The following is a 21,784-nucleotide window of genomic DNA, read 5'->3' as shown; positions in this document are numbered from 1 at the left end:
TTCGCTATTCGCGGTTCGCTATTCGCGGTTCGCTATTCACATGAACTATCAAATTACGCATAAAACTGAATACAGTTATACCCATCCGGTGAACCTCTGTTACAACGAAGCACGCCTGACCCCGCGCAACTTCGCCTATCAGGAGTGCAGCGACAGCCAATTCACCGTTGAACCTGAACCGAAGGAGTGTCGAGAACGCAAAGACTTTTTCGGAAACACCGTCTACTACTTCACAATCCAGCAGCCCCACAACCAACTCACCATAACAGTTACCAGTCATGTAGATGTCAAAGGCAGAGAACGACAACGAGATTTCGCGGAACACCTATCTTGGGAAGAGGCGCATCGGCAGTTACACACGGATTTAGATCCAGAAATTCTGGAGATGCGTCAGTATATCCTCAAGTCCTCAATGGTTCCAGTGATGCCTGAGCTTCACGATTACGCTGAAAAATCGTTCACCAATGGACGACCGCTCCTCGAAGCCGTCGAAGATTTAACCGCTCGCCTCTATACTGATTTCACCTATGATCCCGGCTTCACGACAATTGCTACCCCGCTCGTAGATGTCCTAAAGCACCGCCGCGGGGTCTGCCAAGACTTTGCGCACCTCGGTATTGGCTGCCTTCGCGCTTTAGGACTCGCTGCGCGTTATGTTAGCGGCTACATTGAGACAGACCCGCCAGCCGACCAAAAACCGTTAGCGGGTGCTGATGCTTCTCATGCCTGGTTTTCTGTTTATCTTCCGCAATTCGGTTGGATAGATTTCGATCCAACAAATAACCAAATACCGACAGATCGACATATTACTGTAGCTTGGGGGAGAGACTATGCGGACGTAACACCGCTCAAGGGGGTTGTCTTTGGCAGCGGCACGCATGAATTAACTGTGGCAGTAGATTGTGAACGGATAGCCGAATCCTCATGAAACCTCGCCTACCGTGTGTATATGTCACTCCCTTATAAGCAGGAAACCTTCACGGGTCGCACACATAAGTTTCTCACCATCCGGTGAAAATGTTAACTCCCGAATAACACCTTCCTGGACCGGAAATGTTGACAGAAGCTCTTTGGTATGCGCATCCCATAATTGTAGGTAGCGATCCCGCCCGCCACTTGCGAGAATTTCACCGTCATTAGAAAACGCTAATGCACTGATTGAATCAGTATGCGCTCTCAAATTAGCGAGCAAACGATGGCTGTCTAAATCCCACAACCGAACGAGTGTATCCGAACCGCCACTTGCGAGAATTTCACCATTGGCGGAAAACGCCAAAGCCAAGACGAGTCCATCATGCACTGAGAAAGATGTCAAGATTGCGCCCGTCTCCACTTCCCACAATCGTATCCGCCCATCGGCACTACCGCTTGCGAGGGTTGTGCCGTCGGGTGAAAAGGCTAAACTTCTCACACGCCCAGGATTTTCATTAGAGGTAGCAAGGAGCCTCTCTGTCCGTGGGTCCCAACTCGGTAGCGGTACACCATCAGGTGACGAAGCCGCCAATGCCTGCACTAAATTGGAATCCCCAGCAAGTGTCAATACTTCACGCGCCGTGGCAGTATCCCAGAGTCGGAGTGTATTGTCTTCGCTTCCACTGGCAAGTAGCGTGTTATTCGGCGCAAACGCCAATGCGCGGATGTTTTCTGTATAGCCTGAAAGCATCGCGAATTGCGCGCCACTTGCCACGTCGTATATCCAGATACGTCCATCGCCCCCGGCAGCGAGTCGCGTGCCATCGGGTGAGAACGCCATATCTGTCACTTGCCTCTTATCCAGCCTTGACTTGAGTCCTGGCGGCAATTCAGATTGGATGCAGTTCTGGAACAGTGCTGTTTTTCCCATAATATTTCTCTCCTGATTACCAATTTAGTCCGAGGTCCAATCTAAAACAACCCCTGTATATATATTCGGTTCATTGAGGAGGCCGTCGTAAGCCTGCTTAATTTGCTCCGGTTTGAGTCGGTGAGAGATTAGTGGCGCAACGTGCAGCTGCCCACGTGCCATCCAGTCAAAAATGGTTTGCTGCTTACTCCATTGAGAAGTCCTGTTGCCGATGTCAGGATACATCGGAACGCACCATTCTAATGCCCCACGAATAGTAATCCACCGCAAATGCGTGTCGGAGAGCAGTTCCGTTAGATTGCCATCGACCCTAACACGCGGTGAACCGAGGATGATGATTTGCCCGTGATTAGCCGTTGCCTTAAGTGCCTGCATAACGACGGCACTATGCCCGACAGCATCAACGGTAATATTGCCGAGATCACCGTCCGTAATCTCCTGAATCTCCGCTTGTGCTTCGTCAGCACTACCGCCGACAGTCCATTCAAGCCCACACCGCTCGGCAAGTTTGCGTCTCTCCGCTACCGGGTCTACACCAATAACACGGCACCCGTGAATCCGAAACATCTGCGATGCCAAATTCCCAACGAGTCCTAATCCAAAAACAACAACCCATGGATTCGCACCAATTTCACCGACAACAATCGCAGTCATAGCAACACCCGCCATCCGCGATGCCGCAACGACAGCCGGATCCATGGCTTGCTTGACAGGCGCGACCAACCGGTCCTGTGAATAGGAAATTGTCGAAGCGTGCCGTCCGTAAGTAAAAACCCGATCCCCCGGTGCAGCACGGGTAACACCGGCACCCACTTCACGGACGATGCCGACATTCGCATAGCCGGAACGCCACGGATATTCACACCATTCACCTTTTTGAAAAACCTTCGGTTCTCTGCCGGTGTAGTTCGCAAGTTCCGTTCCGCTACTGATAAACGTATATTCCGTGTCTATCAGGAGCTCGTTGGCAGCGAGCTTTGGTGCGTCTATATCGGCAGTTTGTAGTTCGACTTGGTTCTGACCGGTTACAACAACTTCTCTTATTCTCATGGTGAATTCTTTTCCTCTAATGCTTTCAGTTCTTCTTGTTTAATTTTACGAATCAGTCCCTGCATCCGCTTGTATCTGACGAGTCCCAAAAAAAAAGTAACAATGCCCAATAAAATGAAAATAACACCAATCACCTCAACAATGTGTGAATCGAATATCTTGAGATGCACGAAGGATAAACCTGCCACGAACAGCGTCAACGCCGTACGGATATACGCGAGGAAAGTCCGCTCATTTGCGAGGATAGTCCGATCCGCAGCGAGATGATCTCGTAAGATAAGCTGGTCTTCTAAACCTGTATAAGGTCTCGATTCATCTACCATTCGTGTCTCTCTTTCCCCGTCAAAAGAAGAAATTTAAAATAATAACACCAGCAAGCCATCCATAGAGCGTCCGCATGCACCGCAACCTTTTTGCTGTTTTTCGGTATTCTGCTGTATAGCACGCCGGATTTTGGAAATAAAACGCCAATCGTTTCGACGATGACAAATCTATGTTGGGGGTCAAGACACTTACAATAACGGTGAATACACCCAATAGGATGACATTAATAGCAGGCACAATACCGAGAATCACACCGAATACTGTCCATCGCCATCCTGAGACACTTTGCAACGCGTCTGATCGTGCTATATCGGTCAGTGATTCTGCAAGATCGAAGATGGATCTTTGTTCTTCAGTCATAGTAATCCTCTTCAGCAAACAGTGCCTCCGACTAACTAATACCAATTCTAATTGATAATTCCTCTTAAAAGGTTGGCTATTTTTCAGCACTGCTCGGTGCGGTTAGAAACCGCACCTACCGGGTGTGACGTGAGTGGGTTCGGTTAATGCGAGATAAACTTTTAGAAATGGTATAAGATTATTATATCAAATTTCTCGTTTAATTCAAAATGATTTTTATCTGGTTGTCAGCAGTCGGGGTTCCAAACCCCTCCTACAAATAAGAAATTGATAACCGTTTCTTGACACCGATACCCACCCTATGTTATACTAAAAACATCTCACAGACGGCTCCTTTCGGTTTCAGGTTCACCAGTCCCTAAAGACAACGCCGTGCTGTTGAATTTTACCCAGAAAAAAAGAAACGGAGTAACCAATTTGATGGATTTCAAACACGCATTAGACAGTAAAATCACAGACCATAATCTGCTTAATCACCCATTTTATCAAGCGTGGAGCACTGGCGAATTGCCACTCAGCGCACTGCGTTCCTATGCCAGTGAGTACGGTGCTTTCATATCCACCGTGCCGGATGGATGGGAAGCCGTCGGGGATGCCGAAACTGCAGCAGAAGAGATCGAACACATCGACTTGTGGGCTGACTTCGCGATCGGACTCGACACGACCATTTCTGACGCAGAGATTCCGGAGGTGAAAACCCTTGTCGAAACCGCAAACGAACTCTTCTCCGAACGCACTACGGCACTCGGTGCCCTCTATGCCTTTGAGGCACAGCAACCGGCAACAGCGCAATCGAAATTAGTAGGGCTGAAAGCGTTCTACCAACTCCCGAAAACAGTAGAAACGTATTTTGAAACGCATGCGCACAACGACCATGAAGCGGAGATGCTGCTTGAGCGAATCGCTGAATTGCCATCGGAGTCACACGCCACCGTTATCCAAGCGTGTGAACAGATGAGTGTCGCTTTATGGAACGCACTCACAGGAATCCACGATGCCGAATGTGCATGATACCGTCCAAGCGTATTTTGACGCACTCGTTGCCAGAGATGCTGAAACCCTCATTGCAATGATGCTGCCTGCTTCCCATTACGTCAAGATTGGCACCGATGCTGATGAAGTTATTGAGGGCAGTGCAGAAATCGCCGCGTATTACCAAAATCACGTTGCAAGCACTGAGGATTTCAGCATCACGTTTATTAACCTCGATGTGCAGGAACGCGACGCTGCCGCGTGGTTCTACACGCGCCAAGTCTGGCGACTCAGATGGCAAGGTACACCGGAGGAATTCGTGATGCGGATGACGGGGGTCTTGGAAAAGACTGACGCATCATGGAAGTTCGCCCAGATTCACGCCTCTATCGGCGTTCCGGTATCCTAATCTCTAATGGAGGACATCTTGCAAATTTCGGCAATCTCTTTTGACGGCGACATGACCTTGTGGGACTTCCATAAAGTCATGCGTCATTCCCTCAAACATACACTCGCGGCGCTGCAGAAACAGCGACCGACGCCGCGCGTCCTAAACCTGACAATCGACGAAATGATTGCGATTCGTGAACAATTTGCCGAAGAGGTGAAGGGTAAAGTCTGGAGCTTAGAAGAAATTCGGCGAGGCGCATTTGAGCGGACGCTCGAACACGTCGGTTGCCCAGATAAAGAACTCGCTGCCCATCTGAATGCGATATATCGGAAACATCGGTTTGAAGACATAGAGTTATATCCTGATGTCGTCCCGACTTTCGACATTCTGGCACCGCATTTCAAACTCGGATTGCTCTCGAACGGGAACACCTATCCAGAACGCTGTGGACTCGACGGACGTTTTGCTTTCGTTGTTTTTTCCCAAGATGTGCAGGTCGAGAAGCCTCATCCAAAAATCTTCGAGATTACCGCAGAACGCGCAGGCTGTGAATTGACGCAAATGCTACATGTAGGAGACTCTCTCGAAAACGATGTTGCGGGTGCAAAGAACGTTGGCGCGCCTTCTGTCTGGCTCAATCGTGAAGGGGTCCCGAATGATACAGAAACGCAACCCGATTACGAGGTGGCTTCGTTGGCTGAAATCCCCAAAATTTTAGGGTTGGATTAGGCTTGCAAAAAACGATCTCTTTATGCTATCATAATGAACATGGAAAGCACCAACGGCGTTTCAACGAAAAATATCCTGAATATCACAAAGCCAAAAGAATCTCGCATTGCCCTCTTAGAAAGCAACGCGCCGGATGCCTTCCAAAAACTATGCCAAGATTACTGGACATGGCACTTCGACGCATCGCTATCTGACGCAGCTCGGATCCTACTCAGCACCGATCTCAGTTGGGAGGCGATGCCGGAATTGACAACACCACCGGTTGGGGAAGTTATCTCGCCACTCGGTTACGCACTTGGACATGAAGATGAGAAGGTCCGAGAGGCGGCACTACAAGCGTTAGATGCAACTGTTTATATCCCTGCCGGCATCGCCTGTATCGGTGAGGAACGCGCACCGTTAGAAGTTGATGAATTTAGGATAGGGGTCTATCCTGTAACCAACGCGCAATATGAACGGTTCGTTCAGGATACTGGACATACACCTCCGCAGGACTGGACGGACGGTAGGTATCCAGAAAACAGAGGCGATCATCCTGTTGTGTGGGTTACGTGTGAAGAAGCAGAAGCGTACGCCGGTTATGCCGGTGGTAGATTGCCGACGTTTCAGGAATGGCAATACGCTGCACGCGGTCCCGATGATAGGCTCTTTCCGTGGGGCTATGAAATTGACAAACCGCGATGCAATACGGCTGAACTTGGCGCGGGAACGACAACCCCGGTCGTTGCATTCAGAGACGGTGTGAGTCCTTTTGGATGCTACGATATGGTCGGCAACGTCTGGGAGTGGACAGACACGGCTTACGATGATGATGAGAATTTTCGTGTAGCATGTGGGGGTGCATGGTATTACAATCACGACTATAGCACTTGCACGAGTTACGATTTCTTCAGCAACGGATACGCAGAGTTCGTGATTGGATTCCGCATCGCGCAGTAAGATTAGACAGTGAATCCAGCCTTCTGCTTATAGGGAAAGCAGCATGAAAGACAGAAAAACTGATGCAGGACGCGCGCTAACATCTGATGACGCTGAGGTATCTTCCAGCGGCTTGCAAAAGGAACTCATCCAGCGGGGACGTGTTGATATTCACACGCACCAAACCGTCGCGAAACATCTGAAACAGGGCGCGGATGCTTTAAAAGCACGAGATTTCGGAAAAGCGATTGAAGAATTCCAGCAGGTAATTCAACATAATCGTGAATCGGCGGAGGCACATTTCCATCTCGGCCTGGCTTATTTTATGATTGAGGCGTACGAAAACGCGATAGACGCTTACAAGATGGCGGTGGCATGCGAACCGAGCGAAGCAACAGCACATCTAAATCTCGCAGCAACCTATCGTTTGCTTAAACGCTACGATGAAGCGGTTGACGTTTACACACGCGCTATCCGTTTCATCCCAAATCACCCGGAATTACACTCCGAACTTGGGGCAGTCTATACATTCCAAGGAAAGCGACGCGAGGCAGTCACTGCCTACAAAACTGCGATGCGCCTTAAGTTGAACCTTCATTCATCTCTTGACCAGCGCGCGTAAGCCCAAGTATCGCGCCGGGCTGGGTCTACGGAAAGATGCCTTACCGTAAATCACGCCTAAACGCACCGCAAGGAACAATAGAAAAATGTTTGTTTCAGACGAAGATTTGATGATGAAATGTTGTAAAGGGGATATGAGCGCGTTCGAGTTGTTGGTCAGACGCTATCAAAATCCGTTGATTAACTACATCCATCGCTCCCTTAATGACTACCACCGCGCCGAAGACCTCTCGCAAGAAACGTTCCTAAGGGTCTTTAAAAGCGCAAGTCGTTATGAACCGAGGGCATCGTTTAAAAGTTGGCTCTACACCATCGCCACTAATTTGTGTCGAAACGAGGTGCGAAACCGTTCACGACGCAATACGTACTACCTTGAAGACCTTGTTGAGGAAGGCGAAGATGTCTATCATACAGATATAATGCGCGATACTCGTTATATGCCCGATGTTCTATTAGAGAAAAAGGAACAGCAACAAATTATACGTAAAGCATTTGCACAGCTACCAGAAAACCAACGCGTGGCACTGACACTCGTGACTTATCAAGATTTACGCTACGAAGAGGTTTCAGAAATCCTCGGCTGCTCAGTGGGTGCCGTGAAAGCACTCATCCACCGTGCTCGGCAAAAGATGAAAAAATTACTCATTAAAGCGGGAATAGGGGAATAGTCATCAGCAAAAGCGTGTAGCCCGAAATGAAATGGCGGGGTTTTTGCTTGGGTATTTCTTCAGGTCTACGGAAAGGAACATCAAAACCCTGGCACACCTCAACGAACCGCAAGGAATAATTAAAAAATGCGAAAATATAAAAATACCGAATTTCCACATTTGGACAACTTAGCATGCAAAACACAAATTGCGAGTCGAGATGAGTTGTCTGCTTATATTGACAAAGAATTGCCAGCATGGAAACGCTACCTCATCCAGCAGCATCTCAAAAAATGCGGGACCTGTGCCGATTACGTGCAGCGGTTGCGAAAAACCGATAAATTTCTACGTCAAAGCGGAGAAGTAGAAGTCTCTACTGACTTTTTAGCGGGTGTTATGACGCGTGTATCAGAGATAACACAACATCAACAACAAACGTCCCGTTGGTCTCGCGTCGTGCAAAGTTTGGTGCCAGGGTTAGAAACCTCTCCCACAAAATGGTTCCGACATCTCTCAATATTGGCTTACAAACTGCGCCAGAATATTCAGACGCGCAGCCCGATTTACATATTTGCCCTAACCTTCTGTGTCTTTACGATGGTCGGTGTGACGCTCTACCCACCGCGCAGTGACAGATTTGGACAATCGGCACATGCGTGGAAGAAGTCGGATGCGCTGCACAACGAGAAGTTAATATCCTTTGAGGTAATTCGTCGCGATCCGCCTAAACGTTTACTAACGACCAACCTTTCAGCAGAATAGCCGTCAGCTACGGGACAGTGGTTTGCGTCACCTCTCAGTGGTCAACAGATCGTTGTGAGTATTACCAGTTACAACGTCCTCTATCTGGCTGCTGATCGCTAACAACTACTAAAAATGAAATCTGTAACTCGGAAAGCATTATTCATTTCGCTAATATTCCACTTTTTTTTCCTGATCACGACGTTCTACATCGCCGTCCAGAACCAACCGATAGCGTCGGAGAAAGTAAATCTTGCGGTGGAACTGATTTCAGCAGAACACACTGTCCAACCAAAACCACTGCTGAAAAAGGTCTCACCCCGTTTTAGCGCGCCTACACGTGAATTAGCACCTATCTCGCCACAAGTCAGTACTGGCGAATCCGTGCCATCTTTAGCAGCCCCTGTCCCGATAACCCCTGAAACGCCGCGTCCCGCCTTAGGACGCAACTTGGATGCTGAAGTAGAAAAAGAGGAGCCATCAACCGCTCTCAGTATCGCAGAACAGAACTGGAACGAGGTCAGCACGGAAACTCGGAACCTTCGGGACATCAAGGGAAATTTGTCCAAAACGGAAGCCGCAAGTCCAGCAGGAAACAAGACTTTCGGTGTGAAACGTCCGGGTCCTCCGCGCGCCCAACGCACCACAGAAGTTGTGCCGATTAAAATAATCGAAGAAGAGGTGAGTTTCTCTCCAGCACAGTTAGCAGAAATACGTGAAAAACGGAAAGCACTCCCACACGTCCCGTTTTCAAGACTTATGGAAAAACTGGGGCGAGAGATTGTCGAAACAAGCGACGGTGGCCCCATTGATGTCGTCTTCGTTATCGATGCCAGTGGGAGTATGCGCGATAATATCAAATCTGTCGTAGAACACCTTAAGGAGATGGTAGACGTATACAAAGCCTCCAAAATAGACTACGCCCTGGGGGTAACGGAATTCTGGGCAAATAAAAACCGAAACAGAATCAGCGTTTTTCAACTCACAAAGAGTTTCACTGAATACAAGCGCACCCTTCAAGCGATTGACGTACATCAAGACGAACACGCACTGGACGCTATTGTACAAACCGTCAAGGAACTCCGATTCCGCCCGACATCTAAAAGGCATTTTATTCTTGTTACCGATGAAGCTTTGACAAGTCGAGACGGATTGGCGGTCGAAGACGCAATCGCGTATTGCCGAGAGTCCGGCATCTATGTGAACGTGCTTGGACTTCCTATTGATGAACACCAAATCCTCGCTGCGAAAACAGGTGGTAAGTGGCATGTCATTCCTGAAGCACAGCAGCCGCAAATAGCGCAACGAATCAATGTTCAAAAGACACCGCGAAGCAAAGCGGCATCCCTCCGCCATGCCCAATGGGCAAATGTTACAAAAATCGGCAGCGATCTACTCCAGCATGGTAGCAGCACACCGGTTGATATTGTGTTGTTTGTTGACAGTAGCAAGAGCATGGACGAAAAACTGCCACATTTTCTGCGACAACTCGACATCATCGTTCGTGATTGGGATAACGCCTTTATAGATTACCAAATAGGTGTGGTGCGTTTCCGATCGCGGGCATCGGTGAACATTGTGAACGTGTTCAACCCACCACAAACACTGGAAGAGATTCGGAAAATCGTCGAATTGCCGTGCCAAGAAAACGAAATGTTGTTAGATGCCGTCGCTGAGGGACTGCGGCGGCTTAAACTCCGTTCAAATGCGCAGCCGTATTTTATCTTGATTACAGATGAGCCAGCAGATGGTGAATACTCACCGCTCGCAATTATTCAAATGTTACAGCAAAAACGTGTCCTTGTCAGTGTTGTTGGCACTTACGACGATTTTCAGCAGCAGGTCGCGCACAAAACTGGCGGTGTATGGGTGCCCATCCCAGAAGGACACACAACAAACAATCTGTATTGGTAATTTTTTAATTATTAAATATGGGCGTTGCGTCCGTTGTCCGCAACGACCTAAAATTGTTAAGAACCCTATCTTAGGTTCAAAAAGGTTCCTTAACAATCGGACATCTGCCCTGACAACGGAAGGGCAGCTCAGGAGCAATCGTTTAAAAAATTGAAAATCGCAGTTCTTGTTTCTGGAAGTGGAACAAATCTCCAAACCCTGATTGAGCAGCTACATGAAAATAAAACAAGTGGTATTGACATAGCAGCTGTAATTAGTGACAGGCGGAAGGCGTACGCGCTCACACGCGCAGCACGTGCCGGTATACCCACACACGTTGTGAGGGCCCAAGATTTTGAGAATCGCGTCGATTTTGACGCAGAAATTTCAAAGATTATCGAACAACATGCCGCGGAGCTGATTGTCCTTGCGGGCTTTATGAAGTTGTTCCAACCCCCCTTTGTCCGAAAATACCAAAATCGCATCATTAACGTTCATCCGACGCTATTACCAGCATTCCCAGGGGCACATCCGGTCGCTGATACCTTGGCTTATGGTGTAAAAATTGCGGGTGTCACCGTTCATTTTGTTGATGAAGGTGTCGATTCTGGACCCATTATCGCACAGGCGGCTGTTCCGGTACTCGATACGGACGACGAGGAGAGCCTACACAATCGCATTCAGATTGAGGAGCACAAACTCTATCCGAAAGTGATTAAATGGTACGCACAAGGGAAACTAAGAGTTGAAGGACGAAAGGTAATTGTGGAGTAGTTATGTTAGCAATCTCAACAATGTGGAATGCCTTGAATCAGTCAGACGGTGCCGAACTCTTTGATGAACTCAAAACGCTGGGTTTTGAGAAGCTCGAACTGAGTAGACATCTCACGCCGGATCAGGTGGAACAACTCAAGCCGTACCTCCGTGAAAATCCGCCATGCTCCATTCACAATTTTTGTCCCATCCTTCCCGGAACGTCCCAAACAGAGGCAGGCGCAGACAAAATTTTACTTTCCAGTTTGAATGCAGACGAACGACAGGAGGCGGTCCGACGTACGATCCAAACGATGGAACTCGCCGTTGAATTGGAAACGCCAATCGTCGTTCTGCATCTCGGTGAGGTCGATACCTACGACCGGTCCTACCTGATGACTGAACTTTACAATTACGGTGAGCGTGAATTTGAAGCCTTTGATCAGAAAGTGACGGAAGCCACTGAATGGCGAAAACGGAAAGCAGCAAAACACCAAGACGCGGTTCTACGGAGTCTCGATGCGCTCAATGAATCTGCGCTGCGGATGGAACTCTGTATCGCTATTGAAAACCGTCCGCACTACTACCAAATCCCGAATTTTGACGAAGTTGGATTGTTCTTTGAGGAATTTTACGGCAGCCCGATGCGCTACTGGCACGACATTGGACACGCCGCGTTACAGGAAAGACTCGGTGTTTGCTGGGCAGATACATGGCTTGAGCACTATTCAGAACACCTCGTCGGTGTGAACCTGCACGACTTGCAAGGGCTTCAGGCATACCATCCGCCAGGAACAGGGGACCTCGAATGGGACAAAATCTTCGCGGAGCTGTCCGCAGAGATGCTAAAGGTATTGGAAATTCGTCCTTGTGCAGCGGAACCCGTGATAGAAGCCCGAGAATTGTGCGAATCGCTATCAAGTGAGCAAGCCGATGCATAGAGCAACTTCAAACGGAACCTACTTTTTTACGCAAGTTGAACACGATATTCTCACGTCCGTGTGTGCCTATATGGTCGGGGTTCCAAACGACTCAGAATTGGAGATATCCATCATTAGAATTGATGGGTTCGTTCAGCAGTTGCCCAAACCGCTACGGACGCGGATCCGTCTTGGAATCCATCTATTTCAATGGGGTCCACCGCTTTTCATCGGGAAATTGTGCGTCTTTACACAACTCGGCATAGGTGACGCAATAAGATATATAGAGGGTTGGGCGCGGAGTCGTCTTAGCATCCGTCGTCAACTTTTCCGCGGTTTACGCGATATCGCCTTCCTCGGTTATTACAGCAAATAGCAGTCAGCCATCAGGGCGTTCGCTCCGCTCACTTTCGGCTATCAGCAGTCAGTAGATCGTGTGGGGGTTTCCCTCTTAGGTAATATCCACAACGTTCTCTGGGCTGACCGCTGAAAGCGAAGCACCCTGACCACTGACCGCTAATCGCTATTTCCGTATCAACATCTTGCGGGTAGCTGTGAAATCGCCAGCAGTAACGGAGTCGCGTGTGGACTCCGTGGACAATGTGTAGAAATAGATTCCACTTGCCACAGGCTCTCCGACTTCGTTCCTACCATCCCAATACACCGCACGGCTTCGCCCCTGATAGATACCCGCAGCTTGATGTCCCAAAGCCAACGTCCGAACCAATACACCATTCGTCGCATAGATATGCACCGTGACTTCGGCAGACTCGGCAAGTTGATAGGGTATCCATGTCTCTGGATTGAACGGATTCGGGTAGTTCGCAAACAAGGCAGTCTCTTCGGGAAGAAGCACGGGCGCAGCCGGGGTACCGCTTCCCACAACAATCGTTATCTCTGAGAGCCTTGCAGGAATCTTCTCACCTCTACTGGAACCCGCTTGGAAATTAGCCACTGTGAGTTGGCTTTCGCCATTTGCGATGGCTGTGAATCTCACAGAGACAAGCACACCGTATCTGTCCATCTCGCCTTTGGAGAGTTGCACCGCCTGCAAACCTGTGATTTTACCGGTGGTGTTATTAATCGTGCCGTTTTCAAAGAAGGTGTCTCCCCCCTCCTGTTTTAGGAAATCCCCCTCCGTCACGCTCAGTGCCCTCAGGACAGTCGGGTTAAAGACGATATCTGTCTGCCATCCCGCTAAATTGTCAATGTTTTCCACTATCAGATTCACAGTGAACGTGTCCCCGACCTCAACCTGCGTCGTTTCCGTGGAAAAGGTGAAATTAATACCCGGTTGGAAGACCTCATATTTGGCATCCGGTGCGAACCCAAAGAAGCCACTAAACCCACCATGCCCGTGGTTGTCAAGCGCGACTAACAGAGCATTTTTCCCTTGTTTCAAGGTGACAGGAAAAAAGTCTTGGTAATCGTTAGCACCGCGCCCAACAAAGGCTTGGTGAACCACCTCACCATTGAGCCAGACTTTGACGGCATCATCACTCCCGACGAGCATTGTTGTTTGTTGTTCTTCGGGTGAGTCCAAGATGACCGAGCCGTAGACGATATGGTCGTATATCTCCTCACGTGTTCCCCAACCGAGCGCAGCGGTCATTCGATTTATATTATCACCACCAGAAGAAGACAGCCGATGCAGCGTCCATTTACTATCTCCGACAGCCTTTCCTTCCTTAGCACCGTTGGTAGCGACTTTTATTTCCGTAGCACCACCGTCAGTCGCGAACGCCAGAAAATCTACGTTGTCTTCAAGCCGTGTGCCAGGTACTATCGCCCATAACCAAGGACCCGTTATTTTCGGACCGCCTGACGGGAATCCAGGGTTGCCCTCCATACGGACAAAAGTCTCGTCAGGCAATGCGCTCAGCGGCGAAAAATCAGATATGGCATTATTGCGGAGGTCAAGTCGCTCTAAGTTTTTGAACCCTGCAAGGGACGACACATCGGATATAACATTGTTTTCAAGGTACAGCACCTCCAAGTCCGTTAGGGCTGCAAGGGAAGATGGATCGGATATGATGTTGGCATCCAGATTCAGGGTTTTCAAATTTGTGAGTTTCGCTAACGGAGACACATCAGAGATCAAGTTATTCACCAACTCTAACCACTCCAGTTGTGTTAATTCCGCTAACGGAGAAAGGTCTGAAATGCTGCAGCCGTGGATTTCCAATCGTTCCAATGCTCTTAACCCCTTCAGGGTTGGAATCGCTGATACAAGTCTATCGTTGCCAAATTCTATCCATCGCAGTCTCGGTAACCTTGCCAGCACAGAAAAATCCGATATAGGTGTACGCCAAGCATTTAGACGATCCAGACTGATGAGACTCGCCAGGGGCGAGACATCCGATATAGGGTTGCCATCAATCCCGATCCCATTCAATTTTATTAATTTTCGCAGCGGGGATAAATCGGTAATTGCGTTCTGCTCAAGCCCCAACCAATCAACATTAGTCAAGTTGGCGAGCGGTGACACATTGGTGATTCTATTCCCTCGGAGTTTGATGTTATTGAGTCGTGTTAGATCCTTCAGTGGCGAGAGGTCTGATATTGCATTGTGCCGGAATTCTATCCGTTCCAATCTTGTAGCATGCTCAAGCCCCGTCAAATCAGTGATGCCCCTCTCATCGGCATCAATACGCGTCAACCGCGCTAAATCTACCTCAGTGATTGGCTCATTCGGTGCTTTACCAAGTGTCTCTGCAATTGCCTCACGAAGATTTGGATCCGGGATGAGATCACCAGTAAACGAGGGACGAGGCGGTGGAGGTGGTGGAGGCGGCGGCGTATCTTCAGAATTGAGTGCCGAAATCACCTCCGAGAACTGAGCCGTCCACGCATCGCGCTTCACATTGCCACCCGTCAACAGACCCGTCAAACCCAGACGTTGTAAACTCGACTTCTCCGCAATTTCCGAGAGGAAGGCTTCTGTTTCTAAACCGACGGCAGCAGCGGCGTAGGATGCCTCAATAGGTCCATGAAACTCTTCATAGAACCGATGCACAGGTTCTATACCCCCAAATACACCACCCGTCGATTCCAACGCAGCCTTGTAACGTGACGTATCCTGAGCAACAAGCACACCCATCACCGCGTTTTCCACATACAGACGCAACGCATGATCCTTATCGTAAACCGGAGACACCGTCTGCTCTATCACAGATCGAACACCATCTTCAAAATCTTTCATTCCCTCCGTGTGGCAACCGATACACGACAGACCATTACGCACAGCAGGATCACTCGCCGCTGGATTCGATACAATCTCCGTCGGCGCAACATCTATCCGATTCCCGAAACCGTCCGCAATGTAGTATGCCTGTAACCCGTTCGGCAGATTGAAGATCACTTCACCCCCATCCCGCTCGAAAGACAACGGATGCGTGAAGATATTCTGTGCACCCGCACTCCCTGCGAAGTCGTGGCTCTTCCAATACGCACCATACGGGGAGGTGTGGCGTTCTACAACCCGATTGTGATTCGAGACACCTGAATCGTTGGTGCCGGCACGCCAGACGCGCACCCCTGGGGCACTTTGGATATTCCGATCAACATCTATGCGGAGTTCTCGTTCCAACTCCTGCTCTGTTTCAGGGAGTGCGAGGATGTCGTGGTAGAGGGGAGGTAAGGATGCCGTGGCGAGAAACCAATCGGCATATACAAACGGCACTTCACAGTTCATTTCTTGCCGGAGGAGTACGAGTTTGCTATAGAGAGGCGCTTGTGTAACTGCGTCAAAATCAATCAGATATGGATAAACCGCTTCAATCTGCGTCCATGCGTTGCGAGTGTCCCATTCGTAATCCCGCAGGTCGATGTAGAAAATCGTCTCAGCTGGGTCAATCGGTTGTGGGTTGGTAATCTGGAATCCCCAGGAGAGACTGTTGACGAGTTTTGAGAGGGCGACTTGATACGCTGCAAGAGCCTCGGGTCCATTGCCGGCGTTATAGAGATGCGTGGTCGTGAAATAGCGTGCGAAGGGACGATTAAAGGCATCCAGCGTGTTCAAGTGATTTTGGATGGTTGTGAGCATAGCATCGGTAGAGATGAAGTTGACATCGTGTTGGATTTCCCAACTCGGTGCCCCTGCCTGAATCCAGTTGCTGATCGTTGCAATCGCGTCATCTGAAAGTTGACTCCCTAAGGGCATCCGTTTCGTGGGGTCGGGATGCGTGAGGCGCGTATAGAGTTCAGATTGCAGTGGGTTGCTTGGCACAACCGCACCAGAATCGATTAAACCTGCTGCGGATTCAATAACGATTTGCTCTGTAAAAGCACCGTGGGGTCCGTGGCAGCTGAGGCAGTTTTGTTCAAGGATAAGATAAGCTTGCTGTGCGATGTCTTGTTGTGCCGCAACGGTTTGATAGCCTGCGATCAGCACACATAAGAGTCCGATTTTGATGAGACGTTTCATATTTTTCTCCTCTTTATTTTGCTATCAACATTTTACGAGTCGCAGTGAAATCCCCAGCAGTAACGGAGTCGCGTGTAGACTCCGTGGACAATGTATAGAAATAGACCCCGCTCGCGACAGATTCACCCATCTCATTTTTACCATCCCAATATGCCGCACGATCCCGTTGTTGGTAGATACCTGCGGGTTGATGTCCAAAATCTAATATCCGGACTAAAGTGCCATTCGCTGCATAGATACGGATCTGAACATCGGCAGCCGTTGCGAGTTGATACGGTATCCACGTCTCTGGATTGAAGGGGTTCGGATAATTAGCGAGCAACTGTGTCTCACGCGGCATCAGAGCGGCTAAAAGCCGTTGGAGACTCGCGATGCCTTGTTGGAAAGCAAGGGAACCGTCGTTCTCGGCGTGTGCTTGTGCTATCCATGCCCGTAGCGTTTCTGGAGAGAGTTGACCGAATATAAAGTTAGAAGGCGCGGCGGGTATCGTCGCGTCTATATTGCTTGCGACAAAGTTAAGGTCTAAGATGTTAACCCTTCCATCACCGTTCACATCCGATCGTGGATTTGTCGGTTTGTTTCTTTCAAAATCACGTGCTACAAAAATCAGGTCCAAAATACTCACGATTCCATCTTCATTTACATCCGCCACCCGGACGAAGCCTATAGGAGTTGGAGGACTCTGGGTCCATACGGTGTAGTCCGTCCCACTCTCAAATCCGAAAAAGCCGCTCCACCACCCCTCACCTTCGTAGACAGCGATCAAGAGGGCGTTTGTTCCGGCTCTTAACGTAACAGGGAAATTCTCTTTGTAACCGTCCGCGTCTCTGTCAACGGCGTTGGTATGGACCAATGTACCGTTGAGCCAGACCTTAACAGCATCGCCGCTGCCGACAAACATCCGTGTATTTTGTACGCGTGGCGAATCGAGGTTTATAGAACCGTAAACGACATGGTGATCTATATTACCGGTGCCTAAGCCGATGGTATTCACGAGTTCATTGATGTTATTGCCACCCTTTCTGGGGATTCTCCCTAATGTCCAGACTTTATCCCCAACGGCATCTCCTTCCATCGCTCCCTGTCTTGCAATCCTTAATTCTGTCATGCTGCCACCACTGACTTGTGAGAGAAAATCTGTTTGAGAAGCGGCTGCCCTTGAGCCCGACAGTCCGTTTGTTGGCACGATAACCCACAACCAAGGTCCCTGTATTTTTGGCGCATTGCCTGCGAATCCAGGATTATTGTTTCCAACGATAGTGACACTCTCAGGGAAGACATCCAGCGGCGAAAAGTCTACTATCTCATTATCTTGAAGTTCAATACGGGTCAGGTTGGACAAAGATGCAAGCGGGGAAACATCAGATATCTGGTTATTTTCAAGATTTAGATGTGTCAGTCCCGTTAATGTCGCCAATGGCGAGAGGTCCGAAATTTCGTTATCTGCAAGATAGAGTTCTCTCAAGGTTGTGAACCCTTCCAAAACAGAGAGATCGGAAATTTCCCCGCTGCCAATATCTAACTCCTGCAACTTCGGTAACTTCGTCAAGGCAGACAAGTTTAGTATAGGCGTGCCCGAAGAGTGAAAACGCCTCAGGCTGATTAAACCCGTAAGCGGGGACAGGTCTGCTAACGGATTCTCGCTCATCAACACCCGATCAAGCCTTATCAAATCTGAGATCGGTGATAAATCGGTTATCACATTATGTGAGATATTTAGTTCTCTTAAGTTGATTAACCCTTTAATCGGCGAGAGATCGGATATTAGATTATGATGAACATGCAATTCCTCCAAGTTAATCAGACCTGAGAGGGGTGATAAGTCGGATATCACGTTATCCTCCACATTTATGTGATGCAGCTGAATCAATCTTGTGAGGGGTGATAAGTCCGATATTAGATTATGACGAAGTTCTACACTCCTCAGATTTGCTGCAGCTTCCAGTCCGTTCAAATCTCGGATGCTTCTGTCAACTGCATCAAGTTGGTCCAACGTCGCCATCTCATCTGCCGTAATTGCGGCACTGGGTGTTTTGTCGAGTGTTTCATTAATAGCAGCTCGCAAGCCAGTGTCTGGAACATTAACGGTCTGTGCGGGTGCCGTTGGTGGAAATATCAAGCACACCGTCACGCTGAACATGAATAGGTGAATCAGTATCTGTTTCGTTTTCGTAAGTGGCATAATACAAAAATAACCCAATTTGGCTCTCGGTGTTTGGGCAAAATTTAGGTTCAACTCCTTTTCTATTGCTGATGTGATTGACAATCAATTTTCAAATTAAAAATAAAATCCGTGTAGTGCTGAGAAATAAAGCATACCTTAAAATACGAGTTAACGTCAATGCTTTTTTCCGAATCTCCAGATTTTAACTTGACAAAATTCTAACAATTTTGAATAATGCAAGAAACATCGTAAATCAGCAATTTGGGGCATGAAATATCTGCCGCAAAGACATTCTAACCTCCATATTCAATAGAAAGGGAGGAATCTCACAAGGAGAAGAAAAGTGGTTCGTGTATTTGTTTCTATAGGATGTGTTGCTCTACTGCTATGTGTGTTGTTCCCCATCGAACCCGTAAGCGCACAGCGCGATGAAGGGACAGTTGCCGCGATCTGGGATTTTAATAATGGAGATGCCAAAGATGCTTCAAAGAAAGGTGTGAATGGTAATTTCGCTGGAAAACCGCAAGCTGTCGAGGGTATCTCTGGAAAAGCGTTGAAGTTCAACGGCAAAAGTGACGGTATTAAACTGCCAGATTCCGCGGATATTAACACCGGTGGCCCCTATACCGACCGGACGGTCGCTGCATTATTCAACTGCGACGACGTGAAGATTGATGATCGAAAGCAGGTAATTTTTGAAGAAGGCGGCGCGACACGCGGGTTAATCATCTACGTGCATGGCGGTAAGGTTTATGTCGGCGGATGGAATCGCGCCGAGTACAACTGGAACGGGGCATGGCCCTTCGCAGAGGTTAAGTCAAAGCGGTGGTATCATGTCGGCTTAGTGATTCGCGACGGTGCAGCGAAGGTAGAAAGTAATAAGTTTGAAATGTGGCTAGATGGCAAACGTATCGCCCAAGAAAAGGGTGGACAGTTGCACGCACATTCTGACGATATCGGCATCGGTCATCTCAACCAGAACACTGTCTATCATGATGGTACCGGTGCTGGTCAAACTGATGTTGACTGGTTTGGTGGTATAATCGACGAAGTTCTTGTCTATGGCTCCGCTTTTGACGAGGCAGATTTTACAGAACTCGCGTCGCCCTTGAGCGTCGAAGCGCAGGGCAAATTTACAACCACCTGGGGACACCTGAAAGCCCAACGCACTGAAAACTAACCTCAGCTCTCAGACTGAGGTTCAACAATAAAATCCATAAAGGAGATCGTCATAATGGTAAAATATCGTTCCATTTTCGTATTGAGTATTTTACTTATATTTATTACTGCAGCCACTCATGCAGCAAAAGACGAAGCGACTGTTGAAGGTAAGTGGAGTCTTGAAGACTTAGATGTCGTCGATACCTCTGGGAAAGGTTTAGATGGCACAATTGTGGGGGACCCCGAAATCGTTGAGGGTCCTGTCGGTTCAGCTTTACGTTTCGACGGCATAGATGATGGGGTCCACCTCCCCAATGACGTGGGTATTAATACCATTGCACAGCCCGATTTCTACTCGGATCGGACGATTGCCTGTTACTTTAACTGCGATGATGTAGATATCGCCGACCATAAGCAGACGCTTTATGAAGAAGGCGGTGCAACACGAGGCTTTAATCTCTACGTCTTCGACGGAGAGGTTTATGTCGGCGCATGGAACCGAGCAGAATACAACTGGGATGGCGCGTGGCCCGCTGTCGCCATAGAATCAGGGGTGTGGTATCACGTGGCTCTGGTGTTACGCGACACCACGAACGCAGTTGAAGCCGAAAAATTTGAACTGTGGCTTAACGGCGAACTCATCGCCAATGAAGACGGCGGGGCAATGTATGGGCACGGTGCCGCTATCGCTATCGGTAAGGTCAATGGCGACACCGTTTTTCACGATGAAGTGATTTCAGGCACGGATGTCCACTACTTCGGCGGTAGTGTAGATGAACTCATCGTCTATAATTCTGCTTTCGATGAAGCCGATTTGGCTGAATACGCCGAAGCAGTCGTAAGTGTTGAACCGCAAGACAAGTTCACCACAACATGGGCGAACATCAAGGCACAACGCACGCTGCGGTAGTATTTATCTAATTTGTGCTTGTATGTTGTAGGGCAAGGTATGATGCCTTCGCCCTACATTTTTTAATGAAGAGGCTCAAAACATGTTAGGCGCAATTATCGGAGACATTGTCGGTTCCATCTATGAACCGAAAGATAGCCGGATCAAAACCAAAGATTTTCCTCTCTTCAGTGACAACTGTCGTTTCACAGATGACTCGGTTTGCACGACAGCCGTCGCTGATGCGCTTTTACACAATCTTCCACCAGCAGAGACGATGCGTAAATGGGGTCGTCGGTATCCAAACTGCGGTTTCAGTCAAATATTCAAACAGTGGATCGCTTCCGAGGCGGACACACCCAATTGCACCCTCCGTAACGGCGCAGCAATGCGCGTCTCGCCAACGGCATTTCTGAATCGAGATGACCTCAACGCTGCACTTCTCGATGCAGAGAAAGTAACCGTTATCAGCCACGACCATCCGGAAGGGGTAAAAGGGGCACAGGCAACAACTCACGCCATCTGGCTCGCCTATCGCGGTGAAAGTGTCGCAAGCATTCGCGAGGTTATCACTACCGAATACGGCTACGACTTGACGCAGACAGTGGACGCTATCCGATCCGACTACGCTTTTGATATGACCTGCCCAGGTACAGTCCCGCCAGCCGTCACGTGCGCTTTGGAATCAGAGGACTATGAAGATGCTGTACGCAATGCGATCTCTTTAGGCGGTGATTCGGATACGCTCGGCGCAATCGCAGGCGCGATCGCTGAAGCACTACACGGAATTCCCGAAGCCATTAAAACAGAAGCAGAGAACCGTTTCCTCTTGCCCAAAGCACCGGACATCGTAGAACTGATCCGAGAGATGTATCGGACGGTCAATAACTAATCCTGCGACAACTCACCTATACCAAATTGTCCTAATTTAACTCATTCTCCCTGCCAATTTAGCACATAGGATGCCAAAGTGTCACACGAT

Annotated in this window: 21 protein-coding genes; 15 read left to right on the top strand and 6 right to left on the bottom strand. The window is 48.8% G+C overall.

Annotation, left to right across the window (positions count from 1 at the left end):
* The first annotated feature begins 40 nt into the window (after positions 1-40).
* Positions 41-928, top strand: a complete 888-nt coding sequence (locus OXN25_14895; GenBank protein ID MDE0426143.1) for a transglutaminase family protein — start codon at positions 41-43, stop codon at positions 926-928.
* A gap of 24 nt (positions 929-952) precedes the next feature.
* Here OXN25_14895 and OXN25_14890 read toward each other — a convergent pair whose 3' ends face one another.
* The 4 genes from OXN25_14890 to OXN25_14875 are packed head-to-tail and all read right to left on the bottom strand — an operon-like array spanning position 953 to position 3,577.
* Entirely contained in the window at positions 953-1,843 is an 891-nt protein-coding gene (locus OXN25_14890; protein MDE0426142.1) for a WD40 repeat domain-containing protein, read from the bottom strand.
* Between the two features lie 24 nt (positions 1,844-1,867).
* A complete protein-coding gene (locus OXN25_14885; protein MDE0426141.1) occupies positions 1,868-2,893 on the bottom strand; it encodes a zinc-binding alcohol dehydrogenase in 1,026 nt (341 codons plus the stop codon).
* On the bottom strand, positions 2,890-3,216 hold the full coding sequence (locus OXN25_14880) for a DUF202 domain-containing protein (GenBank protein ID MDE0426140.1): 327 nt from the start codon (positions 3,214-3,216) through the stop codon (positions 2,890-2,892). Before OXN25_14880 ends, OXN25_14885 begins: the two co-directional genes overlap by 4 nt.
* A 19-nt stretch (positions 3,217-3,235) precedes the next feature.
* A complete protein-coding gene (locus OXN25_14875; protein ID MDE0426139.1) occupies positions 3,236-3,577 on the bottom strand; it encodes a hypothetical protein in 342 nt (113 codons plus the stop codon).
* Between the two features lie 420 nt (positions 3,578-3,997).
* Between OXN25_14875 and OXN25_14870 the strand changes: the two genes are divergently transcribed.
* From OXN25_14870 to OXN25_14820, 11 genes are all read left to right on the top strand, one after another.
* On the top strand, positions 3,998-4,588 hold the full coding sequence (locus OXN25_14870; GenBank protein MDE0426138.1) for an iron-containing redox enzyme family protein: 591 nt from the start codon (positions 3,998-4,000) through the stop codon (positions 4,586-4,588).
* Positions 4,572-4,958: a nuclear transport factor 2 family protein gene (locus OXN25_14865; protein MDE0426137.1), complete on the top strand. Its 387-nt coding sequence runs from the start codon at positions 4,572-4,574 to the stop codon at positions 4,956-4,958. Before OXN25_14870 ends, OXN25_14865 begins: the two co-directional genes overlap by 17 nt.
* Before the next feature lie 18 nt (positions 4,959-4,976).
* The gene (locus OXN25_14860; protein MDE0426136.1) at positions 4,977-5,669 is read left to right on the top strand and encodes an HAD family hydrolase; all 693 of its coding nucleotides are present in this window, start codon (positions 4,977-4,979) and stop codon (positions 5,667-5,669) included.
* Positions 5,670-5,708: 39 nt separating this feature from the next.
* On the top strand, positions 5,709-6,608 hold the full coding sequence (locus tag OXN25_14855) for an SUMF1/EgtB/PvdO family nonheme iron enzyme (GenBank protein ID MDE0426135.1): 900 nt from the start codon (positions 5,709-5,711) through the stop codon (positions 6,606-6,608).
* 43 nt (positions 6,609-6,651) lie between these two features.
* Positions 6,652-7,209: a tetratricopeptide repeat protein gene (locus tag OXN25_14850; protein ID MDE0426134.1), complete on the top strand. Its 558-nt coding sequence runs from the start codon at positions 6,652-6,654 to the stop codon at positions 7,207-7,209.
* A gap of 85 nt (positions 7,210-7,294) precedes the next feature.
* Positions 7,295-7,876 (top strand): sigma-70 family RNA polymerase sigma factor, encoded by a 582-nt coding sequence (locus tag OXN25_14845; protein ID MDE0426133.1) that lies wholly within the window; start codon positions 7,295-7,297, stop codon positions 7,874-7,876.
* Between the two features lie 126 nt (positions 7,877-8,002).
* Entirely contained in the window at positions 8,003-8,617 is a 615-nt protein-coding gene (locus tag OXN25_14840) for a zf-HC2 domain-containing protein (GenBank protein ID MDE0426132.1), read from the top strand.
* A 114-nt stretch (positions 8,618-8,731) separates the two neighbouring features.
* Entirely contained in the window at positions 8,732-10,510 is a 1,779-nt protein-coding gene (locus tag OXN25_14835) for a VWA domain-containing protein (GenBank protein MDE0426131.1), read from the top strand.
* A gap of 150 nt (positions 10,511-10,660) precedes the next feature.
* A complete protein-coding gene (gene purN / locus OXN25_14830; GenBank protein MDE0426130.1) occupies positions 10,661-11,263 on the top strand; it encodes a phosphoribosylglycinamide formyltransferase in 603 nt (200 codons plus the stop codon).
* A gap of 2 nt (positions 11,264-11,265) precedes the next feature.
* Positions 11,266-12,183, top strand: coding sequence for a TIM barrel protein (locus OXN25_14825; protein MDE0426129.1), 918 nt, complete (start codon positions 11,266-11,268; stop codon positions 12,181-12,183).
* Complete coding sequence (locus tag OXN25_14820) at positions 12,176-12,538, top strand: hypothetical protein (protein MDE0426128.1); 363 nt, start codon at positions 12,176-12,178, stop codon at positions 12,536-12,538. Before OXN25_14825 ends, OXN25_14820 begins: the two co-directional genes overlap by 8 nt.
* Before the next feature lie 147 nt (positions 12,539-12,685).
* Here OXN25_14820 and OXN25_14815 read toward each other — a convergent pair whose 3' ends face one another.
* Together OXN25_14815 and OXN25_14810 are read right to left on the bottom strand one after the other, a co-directional pair.
* Positions 12,686-16,588 carry a leucine-rich repeat domain-containing protein gene (locus OXN25_14815; GenBank protein ID MDE0426127.1) on the bottom strand — a complete coding sequence of 1,301 codons (3,903 nt, stop codon included), beginning with the start codon at positions 16,586-16,588 and terminating at the stop codon, positions 12,686-12,688.
* Positions 16,589-16,601: 13 nt separating this feature from the next.
* Complete coding sequence (locus OXN25_14810; GenBank protein ID MDE0426126.1) at positions 16,602-18,770, bottom strand: leucine-rich repeat domain-containing protein; 2,169 nt, start codon at positions 18,768-18,770, stop codon at positions 16,602-16,604.
* A 325-nt stretch (positions 18,771-19,095) separates the two neighbouring features.
* Between OXN25_14810 and OXN25_14805 the strand changes: the two genes are divergently transcribed.
* The 3 genes from OXN25_14805 to OXN25_14795 all read left to right on the top strand — a co-directional run bounded on the left by OXN25_14805 (position 19,096) and on the right by OXN25_14795 (position 21,694).
* Complete coding sequence (locus OXN25_14805) at positions 19,096-19,932, top strand: hypothetical protein (GenBank protein MDE0426125.1); 837 nt, start codon at positions 19,096-19,098, stop codon at positions 19,930-19,932.
* A 54-nt stretch (positions 19,933-19,986) separates the two neighbouring features.
* Entirely contained in the window at positions 19,987-20,823 is an 837-nt protein-coding gene (locus OXN25_14800) for a hypothetical protein (GenBank protein MDE0426124.1), read from the top strand.
* An 82-nt stretch (positions 20,824-20,905) separates the two neighbouring features.
* Complete coding sequence (locus OXN25_14795; protein MDE0426123.1) at positions 20,906-21,694, top strand: ADP-ribosylglycohydrolase family protein; 789 nt, start codon at positions 20,906-20,908, stop codon at positions 21,692-21,694.
* Positions 21,695-21,784: the final 90 nt, after the last annotated feature.

The sequence above is a fragment of the Candidatus Poribacteria bacterium genome (assembly GCA_028820845.1).
Taxonomy (GTDB): Bacteria; Poribacteria; WGA-4E; order WGA-4E; family WGA-3G; genus WGA-3G.
This window is presented reverse-complemented; position numbering and strand designations above follow the sequence as displayed.

Coding starts and splice junctions, on each gene's coding strand:
- OXN25_14895 (MDE0426143.1), top strand. CDS start 41: ATGAACTATCAAATTACGCATAAAACTGAATACAGTTATACCCATCCG.
- OXN25_14890 (MDE0426142.1), bottom strand. CDS start 1,843: ATGGGAAAAACAGCACTGTTCCAGAACTGCATCCAATCTGAATTGCCG.
- OXN25_14885 (MDE0426141.1), bottom strand. CDS start 2,893: ATGAGAATAAGAGAAGTTGTTGTAACCGGTCAGAACCAAGTCGAACTA.
- OXN25_14880 (MDE0426140.1), bottom strand. CDS start 3,216: ATGGTAGATGAATCGAGACCTTATACAGGTTTAGAAGACCAGCTTATC.
- OXN25_14875 (MDE0426139.1), bottom strand. CDS start 3,577: ATGACTGAAGAACAAAGATCCATCTTCGATCTTGCAGAATCACTGACC.
- OXN25_14870 (MDE0426138.1), top strand. CDS start 3,998: ATGGATTTCAAACACGCATTAGACAGTAAAATCACAGACCATAATCTG.
- OXN25_14865 (MDE0426137.1), top strand. CDS start 4,572: ATGCCGAATGTGCATGATACCGTCCAAGCGTATTTTGACGCACTCGTT.
- OXN25_14855 (MDE0426135.1), top strand. CDS start 5,709: ATGGAAAGCACCAACGGCGTTTCAACGAAAAATATCCTGAATATCACA.
- OXN25_14850 (MDE0426134.1), top strand. CDS start 6,652: ATGAAAGACAGAAAAACTGATGCAGGACGCGCGCTAACATCTGATGAC.
- OXN25_14845 (MDE0426133.1), top strand. CDS start 7,295: ATGTTTGTTTCAGACGAAGATTTGATGATGAAATGTTGTAAAGGGGAT.
- OXN25_14840 (MDE0426132.1), top strand. CDS start 8,003: ATGCGAAAATATAAAAATACCGAATTTCCACATTTGGACAACTTAGCA.
- OXN25_14835 (MDE0426131.1), top strand. CDS start 8,732: ATGAAATCTGTAACTCGGAAAGCATTATTCATTTCGCTAATATTCCAC.
- OXN25_14825 (MDE0426129.1), top strand. CDS start 11,266: ATGTTAGCAATCTCAACAATGTGGAATGCCTTGAATCAGTCAGACGGT.
- OXN25_14820 (MDE0426128.1), top strand. CDS start 12,176: ATGCATAGAGCAACTTCAAACGGAACCTACTTTTTTACGCAAGTTGAA.
- OXN25_14815 (MDE0426127.1), bottom strand. CDS start 16,588: ATGAAACGTCTCATCAAAATCGGACTCTTATGTGTGCTGATCGCAGGC.
- OXN25_14810 (MDE0426126.1), bottom strand. CDS start 18,770: ATGCCACTTACGAAAACGAAACAGATACTGATTCACCTATTCATGTTC.
- OXN25_14800 (MDE0426124.1), top strand. CDS start 19,987: ATGGTAAAATATCGTTCCATTTTCGTATTGAGTATTTTACTTATATTT.
- OXN25_14795 (MDE0426123.1), top strand. CDS start 20,906: ATGTTAGGCGCAATTATCGGAGACATTGTCGGTTCCATCTATGAACCG.